The organism is Salinibacterium sp. VpJ6 (assembly GCF_059767345.1).
Genome location: NZ_JBSOQL010000001.1, coordinates 877,020 through 899,503 on the forward strand (window position 1 = coordinate 877,020; position 22,484 = coordinate 899,503).

Sequence of the window (22,484 nt, forward strand, 5' to 3'; positions counted from 1 at the left end):
CGCCAAGCCAACTATCATTGGGGAGTTATGCCTACCGATCACACCCCAAGGGTCCTACCCCGTGTTGCCGTTCTCTTGGCGACCCACAACGGCCGTCGGTGGCTTCCCGAACAGCTTGATAGCGTGCTCGCTCAAGAGGGCGTTGAGGTCGAAGTTTTCGCACGTGACGATGCGTCAACCGACGGCACCGCAGAGTGGCTCGCCGAACAAGCAGCGGTCGAACCTCGACTGACCGTGATCGCGAGCGATGGAGCTTCCGGCAGCGCCGCCGCGAACTTTTACCGCTTGATCCAGCTGGCACCCGCCGACCGCGAGTACTACGCGTTCTGCGACCAAGACGACATCTGGGTGCCCACAAAGCTGGCGTCGCACGTGCGCCTCAGCACGAAGCTCGCCGCCGATGGCGTCTCTTCTAACGTCACCTCGTTTACGGCCACCGGCGAGCGCAGTCTCGTCAAAAAGGACTTTCCGCAGCGTCGGTTCGACTACCTGCTCGAAAGCCCCGGCCCCGGGTCGACCTTCCTCATGTCAAACCGCTTGGTGGCGCTCGCTCGCGAGTATCTCGATTCAGCGGCGGCCAATCCCCTGCCGCAGTACCACGACTGGTTACTCTACGTCTTGGCGCGAGCTCATGGCTGGACCTGGCACATCGACGCCGTGCCCACTGTGGAGTACCGTCAGCACGATGCCAACGTCATGGGCGCGAACGTGGGCGCACGTTCGGCGTTCTCCCGCCTCTCTCTCGTTCGTGAGCAATGGCATCGGGGGCAAGCTCGGCTCCTGGCCCGCGTGGCCCTGAGCGTGGCCGATGACGACCACCGCGCCGAACTTGAACGGATGCGCGAGCTCGTAGCGAAGAGAAACCTGCGTTCTCGCTTTGCTCTCGCGCGCCGCGCGAAGCAACTCAGGCGACGCCCAAGAGATCAGTGGATAATTGCGCTGTTGATCAGCACCGGTGTGTGGTGAACAAACAACCTGTCGCAAAGAGAGAAAGCAACGTTATGAAGATTCTCGTCGTCGGCGGTAGTGGCTTTATCGGCACTCGCCTGCTTGAAACCCTGAACGAGCAGGGGCACGAGTTCACCAACTTCGATCGTCATATCTCGGCGCGCTTTCCTGAACAGTCGGTCACCGGCGATGTCCGTTCGGCTGAAGAACTTTCCGCAGCCGCTGTCGGCCACGACGCGATCATCAATCTCGCCGCCGAGCACCGCGACGACGTGACTCCGCTGAGCCTGTACACCGAGGTCAACGTGGGCGGAGCACACGCTGTCGTCGCGGCGGCCGAGGCCAACGGCATCCAACGCATTATCTTCACGAGCACCGTCGCGATCTACGGCCTCGACAAGAACAACGCCGCCGAAGACTCGGTGCCCGAGCCCTTCAACGAGTACGGTCGCACCAAGCTTGCCGCCGAAGGCGTCTTCAGCACATGGGCGAACGCGGATGCCGCCCGCTCGCTTGCGATCGTTCGCCCCTCAGTCGTGTTCGGTGAGGGCAACCGCGGTAACGTCTACAACTTGGCCAAACAGGTTTCCTCTGGCCGCTTCATCATGGTCGGCAAGGGTGAGAACCGAAAGTCGATGGCCTATGTGGGCAACATCGTGGGGTACATCGCGAGCCGCCTCGAGGCTCCCACCGGCATTGAGATCCGCAACTTTGCGGACAAGCCCGATCTTTCGACCAAAGAGCTCATCGCCATTCTGCGCGACGAAATGAACGTGCACGCGGCGAGCGGCATCCGCCTTCCGCTGGCACTGGGGATAGTTGCGGGCTACGTTTTCGACGCTGCCGCTAAAATCACACGACGCACTTTCCCGATCAGTGCGGTTCGTATTCGCAAGTTTGCGGCCGACACCACGGTGAACACCGATCGACTTCGCGATTCTGGCTATACCGCCACGTTCAGCCTGCACGAAGCACTTAAGCGAACCCTCGCATCAGAGTTTCCCGCCACCGGCGCAGCGGCATCTGCCGCCGCTTCGACGCCCACAACCGACAGGAACCCCTCATGAAGATTCTCGTGACCGGCGGTGCCGGCTTTATCGGCTCCAACTTTGTTCGCCGCACGCTCGAAGACACCTACCCCGACCTGGCCGGTGCTGACGTCGTCGTACTCGATGCGCTGACGTACTCGGGCAATCTGGAGAACTTGGCCCCCGTGTCCGACTCCCCGCGCTATACCTTCGTCGAGGGCGACATCCGCGATGCCGAGCTTCTCGACAGCCTTCTGGGTGACGTAGATGCCATTGTGCACTTTGCGGCAGAATCGCATGTCGACCGTTCGGTCCGCGACGCCAGCGCGTTTGTGGAAACTAACGTTCTTGGCACCCAGCGCTTGCTCGACGCTGCGCTGCGCGCCAAAACGCCTCGCTTTGTGCACGTCTCCACCGACGAGGTTTACGGTTCGATTGAAGAAGGGTCGTGGGATGAACAGCGCCCGCTCGAGCCCAACTCGCCCTACTCGGCATCGAAAGCGGGCAGCGACCTCCTGGCCCGCAGTTACTACCGCACCCACGGCATGAACGTGTCGATCACGCGCTGCTCCAACAACTACGGTCGCTACCACTTCCCCGAGAAGCTCATCCCGCTGTTTGTGACAAACCTCATCGACGGCAAGCATGTTCCGCTGTACGGCGAAGGCAACAACGTGCGCGACTGGCTGCACGTTGACGACCACTGCCGTGGCATCGCTCTCGTGCTCAGCGGCGGTCGCGCTGGCGAGATTTACAACATCGGTGGCGGCACCGAGCTCACCAACAAAGAACTTACGCAACTGCTGCTCGATCACACGGGTACCGACTGGTCGTTCGTTGACCGCGTCGAAGACCGCCTCGGTCACGACCTTCGCTACAGCGTCGATATTTCCAAGATCCAGTCGGAGCTGGGCTACGAACCGCAGGTTCCCTTCGAAGCAGGCCTCGCCGACGTGGTGCAGTGGTACCGCGACAACCGCCAGTGGTGGGAGCCCCTCAAGGAGAAGGCTGCGCTGTGACCCGAATTGCAGTTGTTGGTGCCGGCGGAATGCTCGGCACCGACCTCGTGCACGCGCTCAGCAGCCATGAAGCCACTGGCTTCACGCGCGCTGAGCTTGACATCACCGATGGCGCAGCCGCGGTAGACGCACTTGCCGGCTTCGACGTCATCATCAACGCCTCTGCCTACACACGAGTGGATGACGCGGAGACGGACGAAGAGAACGCTCACCTCGTCAACGCCGTTGGCCCGCACAACCTCGCTCTCGCTGCGGCTCGGCACGAGTCACGACTTGTGCAGCTCTCGACTGATTACGTCTTCGACGGAACGGCCACGACACCGTACGCCGAAGACGCGCCACGGCATCCGGTCTCCGCGTACGGCCGCACGAAAGCCGCCGGCGAAGTGTTGGCGCTCGAGCACAATCCCGGTCGCACCGCGATTGTGCGTACCGCCTGGTTGTACGGCAAAAACGGCGGCAACTTTCCGCGCACGATGTTGAAACTCGCGGCGAACCGCGACACTCTTGACGTTGTCAATGACCAGCGCGGGCAGCCGACGTGGACGGGCGACCTTGCCGCGCAACTGGTCGCACTCGTTGACGCTGGAACTCCCGCCGGAATCTTTCACGGCACCAACTCGGGCGAAGCGACCTGGTTCGATCTTGCCCAAGCAGTGTTCGTAGTGGCCGGTCTTGATCCTGATAGGGTCAAGCCGACCGACAGTTCAGCTTTTCAGCGGCCTGCGCCGCGACCGAGCTACTCTGTTTTGGGTCATCATGCGTGGAGCGATGCGGGGATCGAGCCAATGCGTGAGTGGAAGCAAGCCCTTCAGGCCGCCTTTGAATCAGGAGCGTTGACAGCCGAATGACCACTCTCCGCGTCATTATCGATGAGATGCTTTCGCCGACACCGGGCAGTGTTGCTCGGTACTCCGAAGAGTTGACGCGAGAGCTCATCAATGCTGCTCCCACCAATTGCTATGTCGAGGCTTTCGTGTCGGCATCCACCGAGGCTGAATACGACCTCATCGCTGATCGACTTCCCAACCTCGCCAAACTTCACAAGAGTGCGCTGAGCCGCCGCGAACTGCGGGCATCGTGGCAGCACGGCTTCACGAAAGTTCCCGGGCAGGGCATGCTTCACGCCACGAGCCTCATGGCGCCCCTACGTCGCCACGATCGTCTCAACCGGGGTGAGCAGATTGCCGTCACCGTGCACGATGTCGTCGCGTGGACGCGCCCCGAGTCGCTCGGTAGCCGTCAGGCAAGCTGGGCGCGAGCGATGCTCAAGCGCGCTGAGAAGTACGCGGATGCCATTGTCGTTCCCAGCCACACCGTCGCTCAGCAGCTGGAAGGTATCGCTAATTTCGGCGACCGTGTTCGTGTCATTAGCGGCGCAGCCAGTGCAAGCCTGCGCATCCCCGAGAACATCGACGAACGCGCCAACGAGCTCGACCTGCCGCAGCGATTCTTGCTGGCTATTGGTGGGCTTGACCCACATCGCGGAATCGACCACCTCATCCGGGCCCTGCGCGAACTCGATGACGATGTCGTCTTGCTGTTGGTCGGCCCGGAGCCCGGCGATGCCGCGATTGCAGAGTTTCTTGACGCGGAGAACATCAGCGCAGATCGTGTGCGCTGCATGGGAACGATCACTAACGACGATTTGTCCGTCGTCTTCGATCACGCCTCAGCGTTCGTGTACCCCAACCTCGATGTGGGATTCGGGATGCCCGTGCTTGAAGCACTCTCGTTTGGCATTCCGGTCGTTCACTCCGATGCTCCCGCGCTGCTCGAGCTTGCGGCGGATGCTGGAGTGGTCGTCGAGCGTGAACCCGGCGAGGGCTACTCCGAAGCACTCGCCGAAGGCATTAGTCGCGTACTCAATGACGCCCCCTTCGCCGAGCGGCTGTTCTACGCGGGCCAGGACCGTGCTCGCGCGTTCAGCTGGCGCATGTCGGCCGAGAAGGTCTGGCAGCTGCACGCTGACCTCTAAGAGGCCGTCAAGGCGCTTCGCGGCGCCAATCGAAACAGCGCTAAACAGCTATTCGCTACTGTCGTCCGCGACGCTGGATACCGTGACGCCAGCGACAAGCTCGCGGATGTACTCGAAGTCGGGGAACTCGGGATCGATATCGTTGGCGGGCACGAGTTCGAGCGATCCGATCGGCATCGTTCGCGTTTTGGATGCGAGATTCACGAAGTAGCCCAAGCTGCCCTGAGGCACGTCGGTAGTGACGACCTTGGAACTCGCTGACGCGATCGCTTGGAACTTCGTGAGCACGTTCGCCGGAGTGAACTGTTCCACGACAGCCTGCTGCAGTTCGCGCTGGCGCTCCATGCGGTCGTAGTCGGTGGTGTCGTGCCGCGAGCGGGCGTACCAGAGCGCGTGGTAACCATCCATGACCTGCACTCCAGCGGGGATCCACTCGGCAACGATCGTGAATTCGGCATCCGCGTGGATCGGTACTGCCTCTTCGACGTTAATAGTGACGCCGCCGAGCGAGTCGATCAAATCGCTAAAGCCCTGCATATCGATGAGGGCGTAGTACTGGATGCCGAGCCCGGTGATGCCTTCAACGGCGTCACGCATGGCCTCGATGCCGGGAGTGCTGCCGTTCGCTACAGCATCCGGGTACAGCTCGGGGGTGTTGAGCTCAACCTCGGTGTAGATGGAGTTGAGCAGGCATACGTCTACATCGCAGCCGTACGCGCCGTAACCATCGGGATACTTATCGGCGAGCGGGGAACCGGCCACGAAGGGCGTGAGTTCCATGTTGCGGGGAAGGCCGATCAGAACGGCCTCGCCGGTTTCGGCATCGATACTGGCCAGCGTGATGCTGTCGGGTCGCAGTCCGTCGCGATCCGCGCCAGCATCGCCTCCGAGCAAGAGAATGTTGTAGCGCCCATCGATGGGCTCCTTCGTGGGCGCCGCGATGAAGACGTCGCTCAAGAAGGAGTTGGCGGTCGTCGCGACATACGCGCCGTAGCCCGCGGTACCGGCTACGACAACGAGCACGATGGCGCTGAAGGCGGCAATCACTGCCCGCCCGCTGGGGGTGGCACGGCCAAGCCCGGAGATGCTCCAGGCGTTGACAGTGAGCACGATCCAGAGCACGGCGTAAAACGCCAGCCCCAGGGCGATTGCCCACAAACCGATCGTGCTGCTGCCGATCGTCAGCAGTACCGCTGGCGCTGCAACGGAGAGCACTAGGGCAATCACTACGAGAACCACGAAGATGAAGCTCGCGACGACGCCGAAGCGGCCCAGCTTGCGATTGCCCGCAAGCAGCTGAGCAGACCCAGGAATCAGAATGTTGAGCCCGAGCAACCACCACGCGCGCTTCGTCATGGTCGCCGCTGAGCGATCCGCGGGCTGACGAAGGGAACTTGTTGCGCTCACAGGCTCGCGTTCAGAGCGGCGTTTTTGTCATCCACCATCGCTTCGAGGCTTGCCGCATAGACGGCAAGCCTCTGGGTGAGCTCGGGATCGCCCGAACCGAGGATGCGAGCAGCGAGAATTCCCGCGTTGCGTGCTCCCCCGATAGAAACGGTAGCAACCGGGATGCCGGCGGGCATCTGCACGATCGACAGCAGGGAATCCATGCCATCAAGACGCGCGAGCGGAACCGGCACGCCGATGACAGGAAGAGTGGTGACCGAGGCGAGCATGCCCGGCAAGTGAGCGGCGCCACCGGCACCAGCAATGATGACGCGGATGCCGCGGCTAGCTGCTTCCTTGCCGAACGCGATCATTTTCTCGGCACTGCGGTGCGCAGAAACCACGCTGACCTCGTGCTCGATCCCGAAGTCTTTGAGCGCCGCCGAAGCGTCGACCATGACCTTCCAGTCGGAGTCTGATCCCATTACGACAGCTACTTGCGGTTGAGTCACGGAACCCATGCTAGGTCTCAATCCTTCAGAATTGCTGCTGCGGCACGCGCCCGGTACATCACGTCGTCGAGGTCATCACCGCTGACATTCACGTGCCCTACCTTGCGGCCGGGGCGCGGAGCTTTACCGTACTCGTGGAACTTTGCTGCCGGCTGGTTAGCGAGCGCGAGGGGGTAACGCTCGGCGATCGTGCCCGAGGCCGGGCCGCCAAGAACGTTGATCATGACCGTCCACGGCGAGCGCGCGGCGGTGGCGCCGAGGGGCAAGTCGAGTACGGCACGCAGGTGTTGTTCGAACTGGCTCGTGACCGCGCCATCCATCGTCCAGTGTCCGCTGTTGTGCGGGCGCATGGCCAGTTCGTTGATGAGCAGGGTGCCGTCGGTCGTTTCGAACAGTTCGACGGCTAGCACGCCCGTAACACCGAGCTTCTCTGCGACGGTGCTCGCGATATCCGCTGCAGCTTGAGCGAGCGGTGCCGGCAGGCTGGGGGCCGGGGCAATGACTTCGGCACACACACCGTCTTGTTGAATCGACTCGACGAGCGGCCAGAGCGCAATTTCGCCGCTTGGGCGCCGCGCGGCCAGTTGTGCGAGTTCGCGCGTAAAGGAGACGAGTTCTTCGGCGAGCAAGGGGTCGCCGGCCTCAAACCAGTCCGCGACATCGGATGCCGCGGTAACGATGCGAACGCCCTTACCGTCATAGCCGCCCCGCGGTGTCTTGACGATCACGCGGCCGCCGTTATCGGCAATGAACGCATCAAGCTCGGCAGCGGTCGAGACGCTCGCCCAGACCGGAACGGGCAAGCCGAGCCGCGTGAGCTCCTGGCGCATCAGAATCTTGTCTTGAGCAACCGCGAGCGGAGCAGGACCCGGATGCACCGAAACGCCGGCCTTCACGAGAGCCGCCAGCACGTGCTGAGGCACGTGCTCGTGGTCGAAAGTGATGACATCAACGTCGCGAGCGAACCCGAGAACGGTGGCAACATCCATGTAATCGCCGACCGCGGTTGCCGCCAAGGAGGCAGACATTCCCTCGGTCTCGGCGAGCACTCGCAGCTCGAAACCGAGCTCGATTGCGCGCGGGATCATCATTCTGGCCAGCTGGCCTCCGCCAATTACCCCGATGATCGGTCGCATCCGTCACTCCTGCACTATCTGAGATGATGCCCAGTTTCGGGCTTAGGTTCGCGGGCTAGACTTCCAACCGCCCTGCCCCATTCTTGTCTACTGGAGAGATCACATGCGAAAGCTGCTCGGCCAGTTTCTACGTTTCGGCGTAGTAGGGCTCGGTGGGCTTGTGATCGACGTCGCAGTATTCAACCTGTTGCGGCTCACAATTCTCTCACCTGATGTGCTTCACGAAGGACCGGTCATCGCCAAGGTGATCTCAACCACGCTTGCGATCGGCGCCAACTGGATCGGCAATCGTCGCTGGACTTTCGCTACCACCGGTCGCACCGGTGCCACGCGCGAGGGCGTCGAGTTTGCGATCGTCAGCGTCGCCGGAATGGGCATCGGCCTCCTGTGCTTGTGGGTCTCCCACTACGTTCTTGGCTTCACTTCGCTGCTCGCCGACAACATCGCGACCAACGTCGTTGGCCTCGGGCTCGGCGCGATCTTTCGCTTTGCCCTCTACCGCTGGTGGGTCTTTAGCCCCAGTCGTAGCGTTCTGGCTGCCGAAAAGGCCGCAGCGCAGTCAGCACGGGCCGCGAGTCACGCCGCCCAGGGAGCAGTGGATGCCGCAGCCGAAGCCGCGCTAGGGACGACCGAGCGCGCGGTACGTCCAGCCGGCCTCACGCCATTGCACCGGGTCCAGGCAGTTTCGCCCATCGAGGATCGCGCGCACCGAAACGATTGACTCCAGCTCGGCCGGGTCGATAGCGCGGTATTCGCGCCATTCGGTGAGCACGAGAACTACGTCGGCGTCTTTCGCTGCTTCGGCAACGGTCTCGACGTAATTCAGGCCGGGACGTAGACGGCGCGAAGTCTCGATCGCTTGAGGATCCGTCGCCCGCACAAGGGCTCCGAGTTCTGCCAAGCGCGCCGCAACATCCAGTGCGGGTGAGTCCCGAACGTCGTCGGAATCAGGTTTGAATGCGAGTCCCAAGACGGCAACCCGAGCCCCCTCGATAGTGCCACCCACAACCTCGCGACACAGATCGACCATGCGCTCGCGACGCCGGAGATTGATCGCGTCGACCTCGCCCAAGAAGTTGAGCGCGTCGCCCGCGCCCAATTCCGAAGCGCGTGCCATGAAACCACGGATGTCCTTGGGTAGGCATCCGCCACCGAAACCAAGGCCGGCGTTCAAGAAACGGCGGCCGATTCGCTGATCGTAACCAATGGCATCCGCCAGTTGAGTGACGTCGGCACCGGTCACTTCAGCAACTTCGGCCATGGCGTTGATGAATGAAATCTTGGTGGCCAAAAAGGCGTTGGCGGCGACTTTGACCAGTTCCGAAGTAGCGAAATCGGTAATGACTCGCGGGATGTCTTGTGCAAAAACCGAGGCGTAGACCTCGTCGAGCACAGCGACAGAATGCTCATCACCCGCACGCACTCCATAGACGAGGCGGTCGGGGCTGATGGTGTCTTTCACCGCGTAGCCTTCGCGTAAGAACTCAGGGTTCCACGCGAGGTGGGCTCCTACTGCCTCGATGGGAGCGGCCAAGCGTTCTGCGGTCCCGACGGGCACCGTGGACTTTCCGACAACCACATCACCGGGCGCCAAGTGAGGCACGATCGCCTCGAAGGCGGCCTCAACGAAACGGAGATCGGCAGCGTTGGATTCCTCTTGCTGCGGGGTACCGACCGCGATGAAGTGCACCGTGGCGCCCTGAGCGCGACTGAGGTCTGTGGTGAAAGCGAGCGTGCCGGTCGCCAATGTTTCAGCGAGCAATTCGGGCAGTCCCGGCTCGTAGAACGGCGCCCGAGCGGACGCCAAAAGGTCAATTTTTTGTTGGTCGATGTCGATGCCGACAACGTCGTGACCGAGCTTTGCGAGAGACGAGGCGTGGACGGCGCCCAGGTAGCCGCAACCGATAACTGAAATCTTCACGCTGCGCACCCTATCTGATGAGGGTTGACAAAAAGTAGCGTGCCGATGCGAATGCCCGATGCGACCCCGCAGTGACTTATAGACGTTTAGCGGGTTCCCCACACGGTGGTCTCGTCAGACGCATGCGATTCATCGCGTTGGCGACGCATCGAAACCACGTTCTGGTTGTTCTCCATGAGGTCGTGCAATGCTGCTTGAGTGAGTGCCACCGAGGGGATGTCGTGCAGCACAACCGGGTGATCGTGGCCCGCATTGATCAGAAGATCACCGCTGCCGAACATCCGCTGCACCCACGACTGGCGAACCGTGACGTCGTAGCCGCGGCTATGCAGGAGTTCTTGACGCACGCGCACGAAGACTCCGCTAGAGAGCACCACACGGCGCGTGGTGATCGTGTAGTTTCGCGCTAACCAGGCAAAGAAGGGCAAGAACCAGGCGACGACGATAAGCAACAGTCCCGCGGTGAGCAGGGCGAGGTTCTGCCAGCTCTCGGCAAAACTGCCGAAGAAGTAGCCAAGGGCACCGGCTGTCGCAATAAATACGATTCCGGGAAAAATCAGTGCCCGGGCGTGGGGGCGCACGCGAGCAACAATTGCTTCGCGCTGAACGCTCATCTCATGGGGCATAGATCATTCATACCGCAGGTGAGTGACGTCGCCTGCCGCGACGTGCTGCAACTGACCGTTCGCCTCGTCCTTGACGACGAGTTGGCCCTTATCGTCAACAGTCTCGGCCGTGCCAAAAATTCGATCGCCGCCGGGCAGCTCAACCCTCACGCGGCGACCAATGGTTCCGCACTCGGCGCGCACCGCGGCGGCGATACCGCTGCGCACCGGGTCGAGGCCGCCGGCCACGAATTGTTCTACAAGAGCGAGCAGTTCTTTCAGGTAGCGGCTCAAGGCATCATCGAAGTCGGGCTGAGCTCCCTCCAGCAACAACGAGGTCGATACGGATGTCGGCAGTTCGTCACGCTCAATCGTGAGGTTCAACCCTGCCCCCACGATCACCCCGGTGCCGCCCGCGACGAGTTCTGAAAGCAGCCCCGACACTTTCAAGCCCTCGATCTGAACATCATTGGGCCACTTGAGGGTGACCGCGCGATCGTTCACGAGAGTTCGCACGGCGCGGGCCATCGCTAAGCCACCAATCAGCGGCATCCACGACAGAGCTTCGATTGAGGCGTTGGCCGGCGCAACCAGCACCGATACCGCGAAAGTTTTGCCGGGAGGGGCAACCCACTCACGACCCAGCCGCCCGCGGCCGGCGGTTTGATTAGCGGTGACGAGCGCAGACAAATGGTGGGCCTCACCCCGCGCCGCCTGCGCCAGCAACTCGTGGTTCGTCGAGCCGACTTCGTCGAGGAATTCAAGCAGGGGCACAACGGCAGTACTAAGGGGCAGGTGCATCGCTTCAGCGTAGAGCCAAAATGCTGGAAGTGGTGGTCCCGGCAGATGCTTGCGCTTCGGAATGTTTTGTCGCTATGGTGAGCGCACGCCAAGCCGACGCGGCTTTGGTTGAAGTCACTGTTGACTGGAGCACAATTGACTGGATAGGTCGAGGCCACGCGAACACCGAGCTTTTCGGTTCCGTCTTCGCCATGTTGGCCACGACCGCCCCAGCCCCAGCACTCGCGCATTCGCGCCACCGTTCCGGTGAAAGCTGAGCTGGCCCGTCTCTGCCGCGGCTCTTCCTGCTCCCCTTTCACTGGTTCATCGAACCAACCGTGGAAGGTACCACCCGTGACACAACCGCTCATATTCGACGTTGACACCGGAATCGATGATTCCCTCGCGCTTCTCTATTTGCTGGCGAGTCCAGAAGCAGAAATTCTGGGCATCACTTGCACCTCAGGAAACGTCCCTGCAGGTCAGGTGGCGATAAATAATCTTGCGTGGCTAGAGCTATGCGGGGCCCCCGATATTGAAGTTGCTCTGGGTTCTGAAGTGCCGATCTTGGCTCCGCTAATGACTACGGAGGAAACGCACGGGCTTCAAGGAATCGGTCACGCCGAACTCGACACCCCAGCCCGGTCAATCAGCGAGCGCCACGCCACTCAGGTCTGGATCGACAACGCTCGGGCGAGACCAGGCGAGGTTATTGGCTTGGTCACCGGGCCACTCACCAACTTGGCGCTTGCCCTCCGCATTGAACCCGAGCTCCCTCGCTTACTCAAACGACTCGTAATCATGGGCGGAGCTTTCAACCATGCGGGCAACACGCTGCCGACTACCGAATGGAATATTGCGGTTGACCCCGAGTCAGCGAAGATCGTGTTCGACGCGTTTTCAGGGCTACCCGCAGAAAGGCGACCACTCGTGTGTGCCCTCGATGTGACCGAATTCATCGAAATGAAGCCGCGTCACATTGAGCGTTTAGCAGCAGCATCGCTCAGCAGCCCCGCTGAAATCATCGCTGAGAGTGACGCCGAAGGCACACGTTCTACGGCATCGAATCCACTCATCCGGCACCTCTCCGATGCGGTTCGTTTCTACATGGAATTCCACAAAGCGCACGATCAGGGATTTCTCGCACATATGCACGACCCCTTCGCCGCTGCGATTGCCTTGCATCCAGACCTCGGGGAGGTGCGGTTTGCAACAGTCGACGTCGAACTTGCGGGCAGTCTCACGCGCGGTCAGACCGTCGCAGATTGGCGCGGCATGTGGGGCCGCGAACCGAATGCCGCGGTCGTTGTCGCGACCGACCCTGAAGCATTTTTTGACCATCTCATTGAGCGTGTGAGTTCGCTTGCACGCACTCTCAACCTTTAGCCCTCGAGGAGGCCCATTCCAGCTTGCCAAGTGTTCGACTGTTCCCCGTAAGAAATGCAATACAAGGAGGTATTTCATGTCAACGCCACACACACCTATAGAAGCAAATAAAGTACGCAACCGAGTTTTTGTAGCGATCGGCGCCATCGTCATCATCGCGACGTATCTATACCTGGTGCTCGGCCAGCCCACAGAGTTTGCAGAGGGCGACTTCGGGCAAGCCTCGCTAATCGCCATCATCGGGTACTTGCTGGGTTCTGTCCTCATCGCTGTGGGAACCGTTCACCGGCTGCCCACTACAACAATCGCTCTCGTTCCGGTCGCGATCGCGGTCAACATCGTTGTTGGCCAGATTTCCGCGTCCATCGGCCTGCCGGTTTATCTAGACTCGATCGGCACGATTCTTGTCGGCGTTCTCGCAGGCCCGGCAGCCGGAGCGCTCACCGGCGCTCTGACGAACGTAATCTGGGGAATGACAATTAGCCCGATTGCTCTCCCTTTCGCCGTCACCGCGGTCGTCATCGGCGTGCTCGCCGGTTATGCCGGCCGGCTCGGCATGTTCCGTCGCTTTTATTTGGCTCCGATCGCTGGGCTCGTCACCGGAATTGTGGCCGCGTTGGTTTCATCTCCAATCGCCGCCTTCATCTTCGGTGGAGCAACAGGCGGAGGAAATGGTGCCATCGTTGCAGCGTTCAGGGCAGTCGGAAACTCGCTGCTGGCCTCTACAACTTTCCAAGGGTTGTTGTCCGATCCACTCGACAAGGTAATTACGTTCACGATCGTTGTGATCATTTTGTTCGCGCTCCCCAGCAGATTCCGCACGCGGTTCCCGTTCGTGCGTCAGTACAACGTTTTCGGTAAGCAATCCGATCTGGCGGCTCCCGTGCGTGTGACTCATACCGGTGCTCCGTCAGGAATCACGGCTCCTGCTGACGACCCCGCTTCGCCCAACACCCGCGCTAACCCGAAGGGCTGACCTCATGACGACGACGCTGTACGAGGATCGCGAATCCGTTATCCATCGACTCAATCCCGTGACGAAGCTCGTGGCGATGCTGAGCATCATCATTATTGTGTTTGCGGTGCAAATCTGGTGGGTTGCACTCGGAATCGTCGTGTTCGTCGTCGTGCCTGCTGCCCTTGTCTCTGGCACGGGCGGCAGGCTACTCAACCTGTCCCTGAAGCTTCTTTTGCCGATCCTGGTGGTTCTCGTCCTGCTCCAGGGATTGTTCTTTCCCGAAGGCACAACGGTGCTTGCCGAAATTGGGCCTGCACGGGTCACCGTCGAAGGTTTGATGTTTGCTCTGGGAATCGGTTCACGTATTGCAGCGCTCGTCCTGTGCTCGCTCGTGCTGCTTCTCACTACAAACCCTGCGCTTCTTATGACGAGCCTTACGCATAAAGGAATGTCACCCAAAATGAGTTACGTGATCAGCTCAACGCTGCAAATCATCCCTGCATTTCAAACGCGGGCTCACAGCATTCTCCTTGCTCAGCAAGCACGCGGTCTTCGGCTGAAAGGTAACCCGCTTCGCCGAGCGACCGCGATTCTCCCGCTCGTATCGCCGCTCGTGTTAGGCATGTTCACGGACGTCGAGGAGCGCTCAACAGCCATGGAAGCTCGAGGGTTTAGCTCCCCGGCAATTCACACCAGCCTCATCGTGGTGCCTGACCCGGTCGGGCAGAGGGTAGCTCGGTGGATACTCATCACCACGGCCGTCACTTGTGTCGCTCTCTCACTCCTGGGGGTGTTCAGATGATCGATCTTCGCGACGTCGCCTACGCCTATCCCGATACAGATCACTATGTTCTCGACGGAATCGACCTCACTGTCGCCCGAGGTGAAGTCGTGGGAGTAATTGGGGCGTCCGGTGTTGGTAAGACAACATTGGCAAAGATCATTGCCGGCTTCATCCCGAACGTCGAAGGCGGCACCCTCGACGGTTCGGTCACCGTCGACAACGTGCCGATCTCATCGCTCCCCTTAGACGAGGCAGTCGCTCAAGTAGGTCTCGTAATTCAGAACCCGTTCAACCAGATCTCGGGGGCGAAGTTTAGCGTGCGAGAAGAAATAGCTTTCGGTCTCGAAAATACCGGTGTCGCACGAGAAGAGATGATTAGCCGAGTGACCGACGTCGCAGGGCTCCTGCACATTGAGCATCTCCTCGACCGCTCTCCGTATGCACTTTCGGGCGGTCAAATGCAGCTTGTCGCCATCGCGAGTGTGATTGTCATGGGTACCCCCGTTCTCATCATGGATGAACCGACGTCTCAGCTCGACCCCGGTGGCAGCCGAATGGTGTTCGACGTCATTAGCGACCTCACCGACGCGGGAACGAGCGTGTTGATCTTCGAGCACAAGGTTGAGCTTCTAAGGGAGCACTCGGATCGACTGGCCGTGCTTTCGGGAGGACGCATCATCCATGAAGACTCTCCGCGGGCCGTCCTCACCGACGACCGTTTGGAATCGTGGGCGGTGGGCAGCACTCGCTATACGCGTGCTGCGAGAGCTGCGCGCGACACCGGGCTCACCGCCCCCCGATCCGCACTCCCAGTCTCTCTGAGCGACTCCATCGACTACTTCACTCACGAGACAACGGGCCTCTGACATGGACATCACATTCGACCAAGTCCGCTACTCGTACCCTTCAGGGGTTGAAGCGATTCGTGGCATTAGCCTCACGGTCCCGTCAGGTCAACGCCTGGCAATCGTGGGGCAAAACGGAGCAGGCAAGACGACGCTCGTTCGGCACCTTAACGGAATATTTCGCCCCTCCCACGGCGAAGTGCATGTGGGTGATTGGACAACCGCCGGCCGGCAGATCGCAGATCTCTCGGAGCGTGTGGGATACGTCTTTCAGAACCCTGATGAACAACTATTCGCACGTACGGTGCGGGAGGACGTCGCTTTTGGCCCCAAAAACTTGGGGTGCAACGAAGCCGAGCAGGAGCGGCGAGTTCTGGCCTCGCTTGAATTGACGGGTCTCAGCGACCACATCGACATTCATCCGCACCACCTTTCACTGTCAGAACGCAAGCGAGTTGCCATCGCCGCGGTGCTCGCGATGGAGACCCCCATCGTGGTTCTCGATGAACCGACGACGGGGCAAGACGAGCTCGGGGTTCGAATGATTGCGGACATCACGCAATCGCTGGCGCTCGAAGGCCGCACTGTTATCGCCATCACCCACGATATGGATTTCTGTGCGGAGAACTTCGAACGAGTCGTCGTGATGGCGCAGGGCGAGATTCAGGCAGACGGGACTCCTGAAGAAGTCTTCGTTCAGGACGCAGCTCTCGCGCACGCTGCCGTTGAACCACCGCAACTTATGCGGCTGGCTCGAGCGCTCGGCTGGCAACGTACGCCACTTCGGGTTGAAGATTTTATCGCTGCACTTGCAACAGAGCGGAGCACTAACTCATGACCGGACTCGTCGGTCTTGCCCTACTCGCCAGCGTGTTTTTTGGTCTATCTGACTTCCTCGGAGGCACGCTATCTCGCAAAATTCCGATGCTTACAGTTCTGTTTCTCTCGCAAATAGTTGCGATCATCGCCCTCACACCACAGGCGATCGTGGAACCGTTCGATTTCAACGCCACGCCGTCGATCATGTGGGGGCTTATTGCCGGAGTTTCCGCTGCCATTGCGGTGTCCTCGCTATTCAAAGCGCTGGCTATAGGCACGATGGGCGTAATCGCCCCGATCACGTCGCTGAGTGTGCTTGTTCCTGTCGCAGTTGGCATCGCGATGGGCGACCAGTTCACGCTCATTCTCGGGCTCGGGCTCGGCGCAGCGGTGGTCGGAACTGTTCTTGCCAGCGGCCCCGAGATCAATCGCCGCGTGCCCTCGGCGGGCGGCAGCAAGGCTGTCATTCTCGGCGGCGTCGCCGCGATCTCGTTTGGCGTGGCAAACCTCTCCATCGCACTAGGGAGCGCGACGAGCGTCACGACGACACTTCTGACCGATGCTGTCACTGTTCTTGTTCTTTACAGCATCGGTCTGCTGCTCTTTCGTCAAGTTCCGAAAGCGCGCGGACTCTCGCTGGTGGGCATTGCAGCGATCGGATTGCTTGGGTTCGCCGCCAACATCAGCTTTGCCTTCGCGAGCCTGAGCGGCGCGCTCTCGGTGGTCGCGGTGCTCGCTTCGCTCTATCCCGTGATCACGGCGCTACTGGGCTGGCGCATCCATAAGGAGAAACTCATGCGGGTTCAAATCATTGGAGTTGTGCTCGTCTTAGCTGGTGTCGCAACGATTGCGGCGACGTCCTAGGGATTCCTCAATGAATCGGCCGTGAAACTTGTGGGTTCCGCCAACCACACAAGCACGGGATGGGTGGGTAAAGTGACACAGTGACCGAAGACAACTCGACTCCAGACATGTTCACGACCGCCGGCCGGATCGCCGATCTCAAGAACCGCTATCACGAAGCCGTGACCGCCAGCGGTGACGCGGCCATTGAAAAGCAGCACGCCAAGGGCAAGATGACCGCCCGCGAGCGCATCGAGCAGTTGCTCGACCACGGCTCGTTCGTGGAGCTCGACGAGTTCGTTCGCCACCGCACCCACGCCTTCGGCATGGAAAAGAAGCGCCCTTACGGTGACGCTGTTGTTACCGGTGTCGGCACCATCCACGGTCGCCAGGTTGCTGTCTACGCGCAGGACTTCACCATCTTCGGTGGTTCGCTCGGTGAGGTCGCCGGCGAGAAGATCATCAAGGTCATGGATCACGCCATGAAGACGGGCGTTCCGATCATCGGAATGCTCGACTCCGGTGGAGCCCGCATTCAGGAGGGCGTTGTTGCTCTCGGCAAGTACGGCGAGATCTTCCGTCGCAACACTCAAGCGTCGGGCGTTATCCCCCAGATTTCCATCATCATGGGCCCGGCTGCCGGTGGCGCCGTCTACTCCCCCGCGCTCACCGACTTCGTGATCATGGTCGACAAGACCAGCCAGATGTTCGTGACCGGCCCCGACGTCATCAAGACCGTTACCGGTGAAGACGTCGGCATGGAAGAGCTCGGTGGCGCTCTCACTCACAACAAGGTGTCGGGCGTTGCCCACTACCTCGCGAGCGACGAAGAGGATGCTCTCGACTACGCCCGCACCCTCGTCGGCTTCTTGCCCGACAACAACCTCTCGGATGCCCCCATCTACGAGAGTGAAGTTGAGTTGGAAATCACGGATGAGGATCGCAAGCTCAACACGATCATTCCCGACAGCCCCAACCAGCCCTATGACGTGAAGACGATCATCGAGCACATCGTCGACAACGGCGACTTCCTTGAAACTCAGCCTCTCTTCGCCCCCAACATCGTGGTCGGCTTCGGCCGCGTTGAAGGTCGCTCGGTGGGCATCATCGCCAACCAGCCTCAGGCCATGGCCGGAACCCTCAACATCGAGGCCGGCGAGAAGGCTGCCCGCTTCGTTCGTTTCTGCGATTCGTTCAGCATCCCCATCCTCACTCTCGTCGACGTTCCCGGCTACCTGCCCGGAACCGACCAGGAGTGGACCGGCGTTATTCGCCGTGGCGCCAAGTTGCTCTACGCCTACGCTGAAGCGACCGTGCCGCTGGTGACTGTCATCACGCGCAAGGCCTACGGCGGGGCTTACATCGTCATGGGATCCAAGCAGCTGGGTGCTGACCTCAACTACGCGTGGCCGACCGCGGAGATCGCCGTCATGGGTGGCCAAGGCGCCGTCAACATCCTGTACCGCGGTGAGATCAAAGCCGCCGAGGCCGCTGGTGAGGATGTCGCTGCCGTGCGCACGCGACTCGCCAACGAGTACACCTACAACGTTGCCAGCCCGTTCCTCGCCGCGGAGCGTGGCGAGCTCGACGGCGTTATCGAACCCGCTGCCACTCGCGTGCAGGTCGTCAAGGCCCTGCGCGCACTGCGCACGAAGCGCGCGAGCATGCCGCCCAAGAAGCACGGAAACATTCCGCTGTGACCGGCAAACATGCTTCCGAGGAGCCGGCCGACATTCGGATCGTCTCGCGCAACGTCACGCCTGAAGAAACGGCGGCCGTTACGGCTGTCGTGCGCGCCGCTCTACTGGAATCGGCAGAGCTTGCTGGTGCGGATGAAGTGGCTCCGGTCTCGGCATGGGCTCGCAGTCAGCGCCCAATTCGTGAACCCCTCACCCCGGGCCCCGGGGCATGGAACGCGAGCGCTCGACGCTAGAACGGAACTTTTGCCCCGTGCATCGCGTAAAACCTGTGGTTTCGTAGTCGTACCCCAATTACGAGCGACGGAATTCGTCGAAAACCGCAAAAACCCACGGAACTCTACGGTTCACGGCAAAAATTGTCCCCCGAGAGTCCCCCAAAGAACCGACTTTGTTAGTTGTTTGCGTAGTGCAGAATATTAAGTGCTAGGTGGATCTCCATAGGAGTTACACCGCCAAAGGTTGGCCGACTAGGGTAAGCGGGCCAATTCTTTGGGGGCGGATCAGGACGATATTCGGGTTATCCTCCTGATCCGGGTTCTAGCGAAGGGTCGGAGAAGTGCTTCTTATAGCCACTCCGGCCCTTCCGCCGTTAACACGCCCTACGCTGCGTAACGCGCTTTCCTGTCCCCCAAGGAACCCGCGCCCGCTACAGGCGCGTACAGAGCCGGTGAGCTGCTTTAGTCGCTGACGGCATCGACTCGAGGGATCTCAAGCCAGATATCAACGACATCCTCTTCAAGTGAGTCTTGGCCGAGCGCGCTCGATTCGCCGTCGCCCGCGCTATGCAAGCCTACGACGGTGATCGCGACATCCGAGCCCTCAGGCACCGTCCGAGCGATCACCTTGTCTGCGCTGGTCGACTGGATCGCCTGAGCAAGGCGGTTAAGCACTCGGTCGAGGTCCTCGTCAGAGAGGTCATCGATACCGCCTTCATCGAGAAGAGTGACGGTTGCGCCGCGGCGTCGCGCGATCATGACCTGATCACGGACCGCGTCGTTGAGGAGCTTGCGTCCGCGAATCTCATCGCGAATGGCGCCTTCGAGGTTGAGACACTCGCGGCGTTCAGCATCCGAGAGGTCACCATCGGTTTCACGAATGCGTTCGAGCATCTCGAGCGCCATCGAGCTGGTCTGGTCGAGTCGGAACTGACGTTCGTGAACGTGCGCATCTTGAGCAGCTTGCCAGTCGGTCGCTTCTTGTTCCGCCAGGATAAAGCGCTGTGCGTCTTTGGATGCCTTTGCCAAGCCACTGCTCAACACGTGCGAAACGGCGACCCAGGATGCACTGCCGACGATTCCGAGGCTGAACAACCCTGCCGGCCCCACCGGGCCCAGACTGAACGTATGCGCGACAAGGAATCCGATGCCGAGCCACGCGAAGGTATGACGCCCCCGCGTCGACGTGATCGTGAGCAGGGTGCCGCTGGCCGCGACGTACCACGTGGCGTAGCCCGTTCCCCCTTCGCGAGTGAAATCGAGTTCGTTCGCGACAAGCAGCGAGATGGCCACGACGGTAGCGAAGTTGAACGTTGCCATCCAGATGGGCATGCGCACAGGCCCCCACGGCAGCAAGCTCACGATGGTCGCGATGCCGTACAGCGCCATTGCGATGTAGATCGGGCCAGGTCGGTTCGGGATATCGATCGTGTAGTTCGCTAAGACGATGTGATACGCCGAGAAGAGCGCGGCCATGCCCACGATTAGATAGCGGGGAACTCCGATGTTCACTGTTCGCCCTCCGTTTTATCCGCAACGGTGGCAGCATCTACATCGTCGCCGTCGACGAGTTCAGGATCCGTCGCAGCAGGGTCAATCAACCTGGAAATTTCATCGCTCAAGTTGTTATGCGGCCACTGAATACAAATCTGCGTTCCGGCGCCGGGCACGGAAGCGATCGCCGTGCGCCCACCCGCGTTCGCGACGCGTTCCACAATCGAAACCCGCACTCCGAGCCGCTCCTGTGGCACATGATCGAGGTCGAACCCTCCACCGGTATCGGTAACCAACACTTCAATGCCATTGCCCTCGAGGCCGCGCACTTCAACACTGCGGAGAACGTCGAAGCCTCCCGCGTGCTGAAGGCTATTCATCATCGCCTGCACGGCAGCGGAGTGCACGGCTTCGGCAGCGGCCGCCGGCAGCGAACGCGCGCCAACGCTGCGCACAGCACACGTGAAGTTAGAGGCGAGCAATTCAGCCGACGTGACAACCCGCTGGGCTAGGTCGGTCGCTTGGATGGTGGAAATGTCATCCGGCGACGTTGCGGCGGCTTCGCGCAAGTGACCGATCGCGTTCCCGGCCATGACGGCAGCAAGGCGTTGCGCATCCGGCGAATACGCGCGCGCAGCCGAGATGAAGGTCGTCAGCACACTGTCGTGAACAATCGAGTCGACTTGCACGCGCTCGACCTCGGTCGCGTGCTGGCGTACGGCATTGCCGTAACGACGCAGTGCTGTGGCCTGCGCGTCATCCACGTTCGTTGCTGCTTGGCGCAGCATTGTCACGATGATCATGATGGCGCTACCCAAAATTAGGGCGTAGAAAGCTTCGAGCACAGCGAGCTGCCATGGCGCATTGCCACCGACGGGCAGGCTGCGCACCACGAGATAGATCAACGGTGCGACGAAGAGATAGATCGTCGCGATGAAACGACTAAAGGCAATGGAGGCCATCGCCGTTGCGACCGTAATGAGGTAGTTCAGCCAGTGGATGCCGCTGAACACTTCGACATCAGGAAGAACCGTGAACGGCCAGCTCACGAGCGCCATGAAGTAAACGACCGCGAAGGTTCCGTGCATGGCGCGGACAGCACGGTTGGCGAACGACGCCACAACAACCACGATCAGCAGCCCGAAGAGGGCCGGCACGAACGTCAGCAGCCACCACGGCTGCGCCTCACCAATTTGGCCAAGCAGCCACGGCAGAGTCTGAACACCGAAAACGAGACCGATTACCGCGACAGAGCGCGAAATAACCCGCTCAACCTGTTTGCGGCTGATCGGATTTCGCGGCTGCTTTGCCGTGGGCGCCGGTCGCGCTGTCGTGAGGCTAGTGGCCATCGCCGCCTTCAGAATCCAAGCCAGGAAGGATTCCGTCTTCAACGGCGCGACGCAGCAGGTCAACCTTGGTCGGAGCGGGGCGACCCACCTCGACGTACTTCACGCGGATGCGATCAAGATATTCGCGAGCGGTCGAGTAGCCGATACCCAGCTGCTGAGCGGCCAGCTTGAGCGGCAGCCCCGAAGCGTAGAGATGCAGGATTTCGCGTTCCCGTCGGCCCAGCTGAGCCTTGGAGAAGTCGCGGTCGGCGTCGATTGCCGTTGCCCACTCGAGGTTGTTGAGAACCTCACCGCGCGCGACCGTTGCGGCAGCGGCCAGCACGGTCTTCGTCGCGGACGACTTAGGAATAACGCCAGCGGCACCGGCGGCGAGCGCCTCTCGTACGCTAGCAACGCGGTCGGCGATACTGTGGACGAGCACGGCAGATCCCGTAGCTTGCACGTTCTTCACGTTGTCGGTGACGGTCGAACCGTCACCGAGCGAAAGGTCGAGAACAACAACATCGACTTCGCGGCCGTTGAGGCCTTCGACGAGTTCTTTGACGGTGGCCGCGGCGAGCACGAAGTCATAACCCTCATCGAGGAAGGCGGCCTTAAGGCCTAGCCGCACCGATTCGTGATCGTCTACGACGGCAACGGTGATGTTCCGCTGAGCGCTCTCATTGGGCGTCTCGGTCCCGGATGATTCTGTCTGGGCCATGTGGCGTCCTCCTGAGTTTCTGTGCCCTATCGTAGCCGCGATAGAGCGCGATCATGCATGTTGGCTAGTCCAACACAC

The 22,484-nt window shown here is 60.9% G+C and carries 23 protein-coding genes; 14 read left to right on the plus strand and 9 right to left on the minus strand.

Features of this window, described 5'->3' with window-relative positions; all coding sequences use genetic code 11:
* Positions 1 to 27 precede the first annotated feature (27 nt).
* From ACWTV1_RS04275 to ACWTV1_RS04295, 5 genes are read left to right on the plus strand one after another with little or no spacing between them, the layout of a single operon-like run.
* Complete coding sequence (locus ACWTV1_RS04275) at positions 28 to 966, plus strand: glycosyltransferase family 2 protein (protein ID WP_498504257.1); 939 nt, start codon at positions 28 to 30, stop codon at positions 964 to 966.
* A gap of 35 nt (positions 967 to 1,001) precedes the next feature.
* Positions 1,002 to 2,015, plus strand: coding sequence for an NAD-dependent epimerase/dehydratase family protein (locus ACWTV1_RS04280; RefSeq protein ID WP_498504258.1), 1,014 nt, complete (start codon positions 1,002 to 1,004; stop codon positions 2,013 to 2,015).
* Positions 2,012 to 2,995, plus strand: a complete 984-nt coding sequence (gene rfbB / locus ACWTV1_RS04285) for a dTDP-glucose 4,6-dehydratase (protein WP_498504259.1) — start codon at positions 2,012 to 2,014, stop codon at positions 2,993 to 2,995. The genes ACWTV1_RS04280 and rfbB overlap by 4 nt, the downstream gene beginning before the upstream one ends.
* Entirely contained in the window at positions 2,992 to 3,846 is an 855-nt protein-coding gene (rfbD, locus tag ACWTV1_RS04290; RefSeq protein WP_498504260.1) for a dTDP-4-dehydrorhamnose reductase, read from the plus strand. The genes rfbB and rfbD overlap by 4 nt, the downstream gene beginning before the upstream one ends.
* The gene (locus ACWTV1_RS04295) at positions 3,843 to 4,973 is read left to right on the plus strand and encodes a glycosyltransferase family 4 protein (protein WP_498504261.1); all 1,131 of its coding nucleotides are present in this window, start codon (positions 3,843 to 3,845) and stop codon (positions 4,971 to 4,973) included. Before rfbD ends, ACWTV1_RS04295 begins: the two co-directional genes overlap by 4 nt.
* A gap of 48 nt (positions 4,974 to 5,021) precedes the next feature.
* Here ACWTV1_RS04295 and ACWTV1_RS04300 read toward each other — a convergent pair whose 3' ends face one another.
* From ACWTV1_RS04300 to ACWTV1_RS04310, 3 genes are read right to left on the minus strand one after another with little or no spacing between them, the layout of a single operon-like run.
* The gene (locus ACWTV1_RS04300) at positions 5,022 to 6,380 is read right to left on the minus strand and encodes an LCP family protein (protein WP_498504262.1); all 1,359 of its coding nucleotides are present in this window, start codon (positions 6,378 to 6,380) and stop codon (positions 5,022 to 5,024) included.
* On the minus strand, positions 6,377 to 6,880 hold the full coding sequence (purE, locus tag ACWTV1_RS04305; RefSeq protein ID WP_498504263.1) for a 5-(carboxyamino)imidazole ribonucleotide mutase: 504 nt from the start codon (positions 6,878 to 6,880) through the stop codon (positions 6,377 to 6,379). The genes ACWTV1_RS04300 and purE overlap by 4 nt, the downstream gene beginning before the upstream one ends.
* Before the next feature lie 8 nt (positions 6,881 to 6,888).
* A complete protein-coding gene (locus ACWTV1_RS04310; RefSeq protein ID WP_498504264.1) occupies positions 6,889 to 8,007 on the minus strand; it encodes a 5-(carboxyamino)imidazole ribonucleotide synthase in 1,119 nt (372 codons plus the stop codon).
* A gap of 103 nt (positions 8,008 to 8,110) precedes the next feature.
* Here ACWTV1_RS04310 and ACWTV1_RS04315 point away from each other — a divergent pair, with 103 nt between their 5' ends.
* Positions 8,111 to 8,728 (plus strand): GtrA family protein, encoded by a 618-nt coding sequence (locus ACWTV1_RS04315; protein WP_498504265.1) that lies wholly within the window; start codon positions 8,111 to 8,113, stop codon positions 8,726 to 8,728.
* Here the strand turns inward: ACWTV1_RS04315 and ACWTV1_RS04320 are convergent.
* From ACWTV1_RS04320 to ACWTV1_RS04330, 3 genes are all read right to left on the minus strand, one after another.
* Positions 8,627 to 9,928 (minus strand): UDP-glucose dehydrogenase family protein, encoded by a 1,302-nt coding sequence (locus tag ACWTV1_RS04320; protein WP_498504266.1) that lies wholly within the window; start codon positions 9,926 to 9,928, stop codon positions 8,627 to 8,629. The two genes, ACWTV1_RS04315 and ACWTV1_RS04320, sit on opposite strands and share 102 nt — an antisense overlap.
* A gap of 86 nt (positions 9,929 to 10,014) precedes the next feature.
* Entirely contained in the window at positions 10,015 to 10,554 is a 540-nt protein-coding gene (locus ACWTV1_RS04325) for a PH domain-containing protein (protein ID WP_498504267.1), read from the minus strand.
* A 3-nt stretch (positions 10,555 to 10,557) separates the two neighbouring features.
* Positions 10,558 to 11,334: a biotin--[acetyl-CoA-carboxylase] ligase gene (locus ACWTV1_RS04330; RefSeq protein ID WP_498504268.1), complete on the minus strand. Its 777-nt coding sequence runs from the start codon at positions 11,332 to 11,334 to the stop codon at positions 10,558 to 10,560.
* A 333-nt stretch (positions 11,335 to 11,667) separates the two neighbouring features.
* On the opposite strand from ACWTV1_RS04330, the gene ACWTV1_RS04335 reads away from it, so the two are divergent.
* The 8 genes from ACWTV1_RS04335 to ACWTV1_RS04370 all read left to right on the plus strand — a co-directional run bounded on the left by ACWTV1_RS04335 (position 11,668) and on the right by ACWTV1_RS04370 (position 18,881).
* Complete coding sequence (locus ACWTV1_RS04335) at positions 11,668 to 12,699, plus strand: nucleoside hydrolase (RefSeq protein ID WP_498504269.1); 1,032 nt, start codon at positions 11,668 to 11,670, stop codon at positions 12,697 to 12,699.
* 76 nt (positions 12,700 to 12,775) lie between these two features.
* Positions 12,776 to 13,675, plus strand: a complete 900-nt coding sequence (locus tag ACWTV1_RS04340; protein WP_498504270.1) for an ECF transporter S component — start codon at positions 12,776 to 12,778, stop codon at positions 13,673 to 13,675.
* A gap of 4 nt (positions 13,676 to 13,679) precedes the next feature.
* The gene (locus ACWTV1_RS04345) at positions 13,680 to 14,459 is read left to right on the plus strand and encodes an energy-coupling factor transporter transmembrane component T family protein (RefSeq protein ID WP_498504271.1); all 780 of its coding nucleotides are present in this window, start codon (positions 13,680 to 13,682) and stop codon (positions 14,457 to 14,459) included.
* Positions 14,456 to 15,307, plus strand: coding sequence for an energy-coupling factor ABC transporter ATP-binding protein (locus tag ACWTV1_RS04350; RefSeq protein WP_498504272.1), 852 nt, complete (start codon positions 14,456 to 14,458; stop codon positions 15,305 to 15,307). Before ACWTV1_RS04345 ends, ACWTV1_RS04350 begins: the two co-directional genes overlap by 4 nt.
* 1 nt (position 15,308) lies before the next feature.
* On the plus strand, positions 15,309 to 16,124 hold the full coding sequence (locus ACWTV1_RS04355; protein ID WP_498504273.1) for an energy-coupling factor ABC transporter ATP-binding protein: 816 nt from the start codon (positions 15,309 to 15,311) through the stop codon (positions 16,122 to 16,124).
* Positions 16,121 to 16,969 (plus strand): EamA family transporter, encoded by an 849-nt coding sequence (locus tag ACWTV1_RS04360; RefSeq protein ID WP_498504274.1) that lies wholly within the window; start codon positions 16,121 to 16,123, stop codon positions 16,967 to 16,969. Before ACWTV1_RS04355 ends, ACWTV1_RS04360 begins: the two co-directional genes overlap by 4 nt.
* 107 nt (positions 16,970 to 17,076) lie before the next feature.
* Complete coding sequence (locus ACWTV1_RS04365; RefSeq protein WP_100389268.1) at positions 17,077 to 18,648, plus strand: acyl-CoA carboxylase subunit beta; 1,572 nt, start codon at positions 17,077 to 17,079, stop codon at positions 18,646 to 18,648.
* Positions 18,645 to 18,881 (plus strand): acyl-CoA carboxylase epsilon subunit, encoded by a 237-nt coding sequence (locus ACWTV1_RS04370; RefSeq protein WP_100388430.1) that lies wholly within the window; start codon positions 18,645 to 18,647, stop codon positions 18,879 to 18,881. The genes ACWTV1_RS04365 and ACWTV1_RS04370 overlap by 4 nt, the downstream gene beginning before the upstream one ends.
* 444 nt (positions 18,882 to 19,325) lie before the next feature.
* Here the strand turns inward: ACWTV1_RS04370 and ACWTV1_RS04375 are convergent, their stop codons facing one another.
* Genes ACWTV1_RS04375 through ACWTV1_RS04385 form a run of 3 tightly spaced genes read right to left on the minus strand, consistent with a single transcriptional unit; the run spans position 19,326 to position 22,406 of the window.
* Complete coding sequence (locus ACWTV1_RS04375) at positions 19,326 to 20,375, minus strand: DUF8320 family protein (RefSeq protein ID WP_498504275.1); 1,050 nt, start codon at positions 20,373 to 20,375, stop codon at positions 19,326 to 19,328.
* Positions 20,372 to 21,706, minus strand: coding sequence for a sensor histidine kinase (locus ACWTV1_RS04380; RefSeq protein ID WP_498504276.1), 1,335 nt, complete (start codon positions 21,704 to 21,706; stop codon positions 20,372 to 20,374). The genes ACWTV1_RS04375 and ACWTV1_RS04380 overlap by 4 nt, the downstream gene beginning before the upstream one ends.
* Positions 21,696 to 22,406, minus strand: coding sequence for a response regulator transcription factor (locus ACWTV1_RS04385; protein WP_498504277.1), 711 nt, complete (start codon positions 22,404 to 22,406; stop codon positions 21,696 to 21,698). Before ACWTV1_RS04385 ends, ACWTV1_RS04380 begins: the two co-directional genes overlap by 11 nt.
* Positions 22,407 to 22,484: the final 78 nt, after the last annotated feature.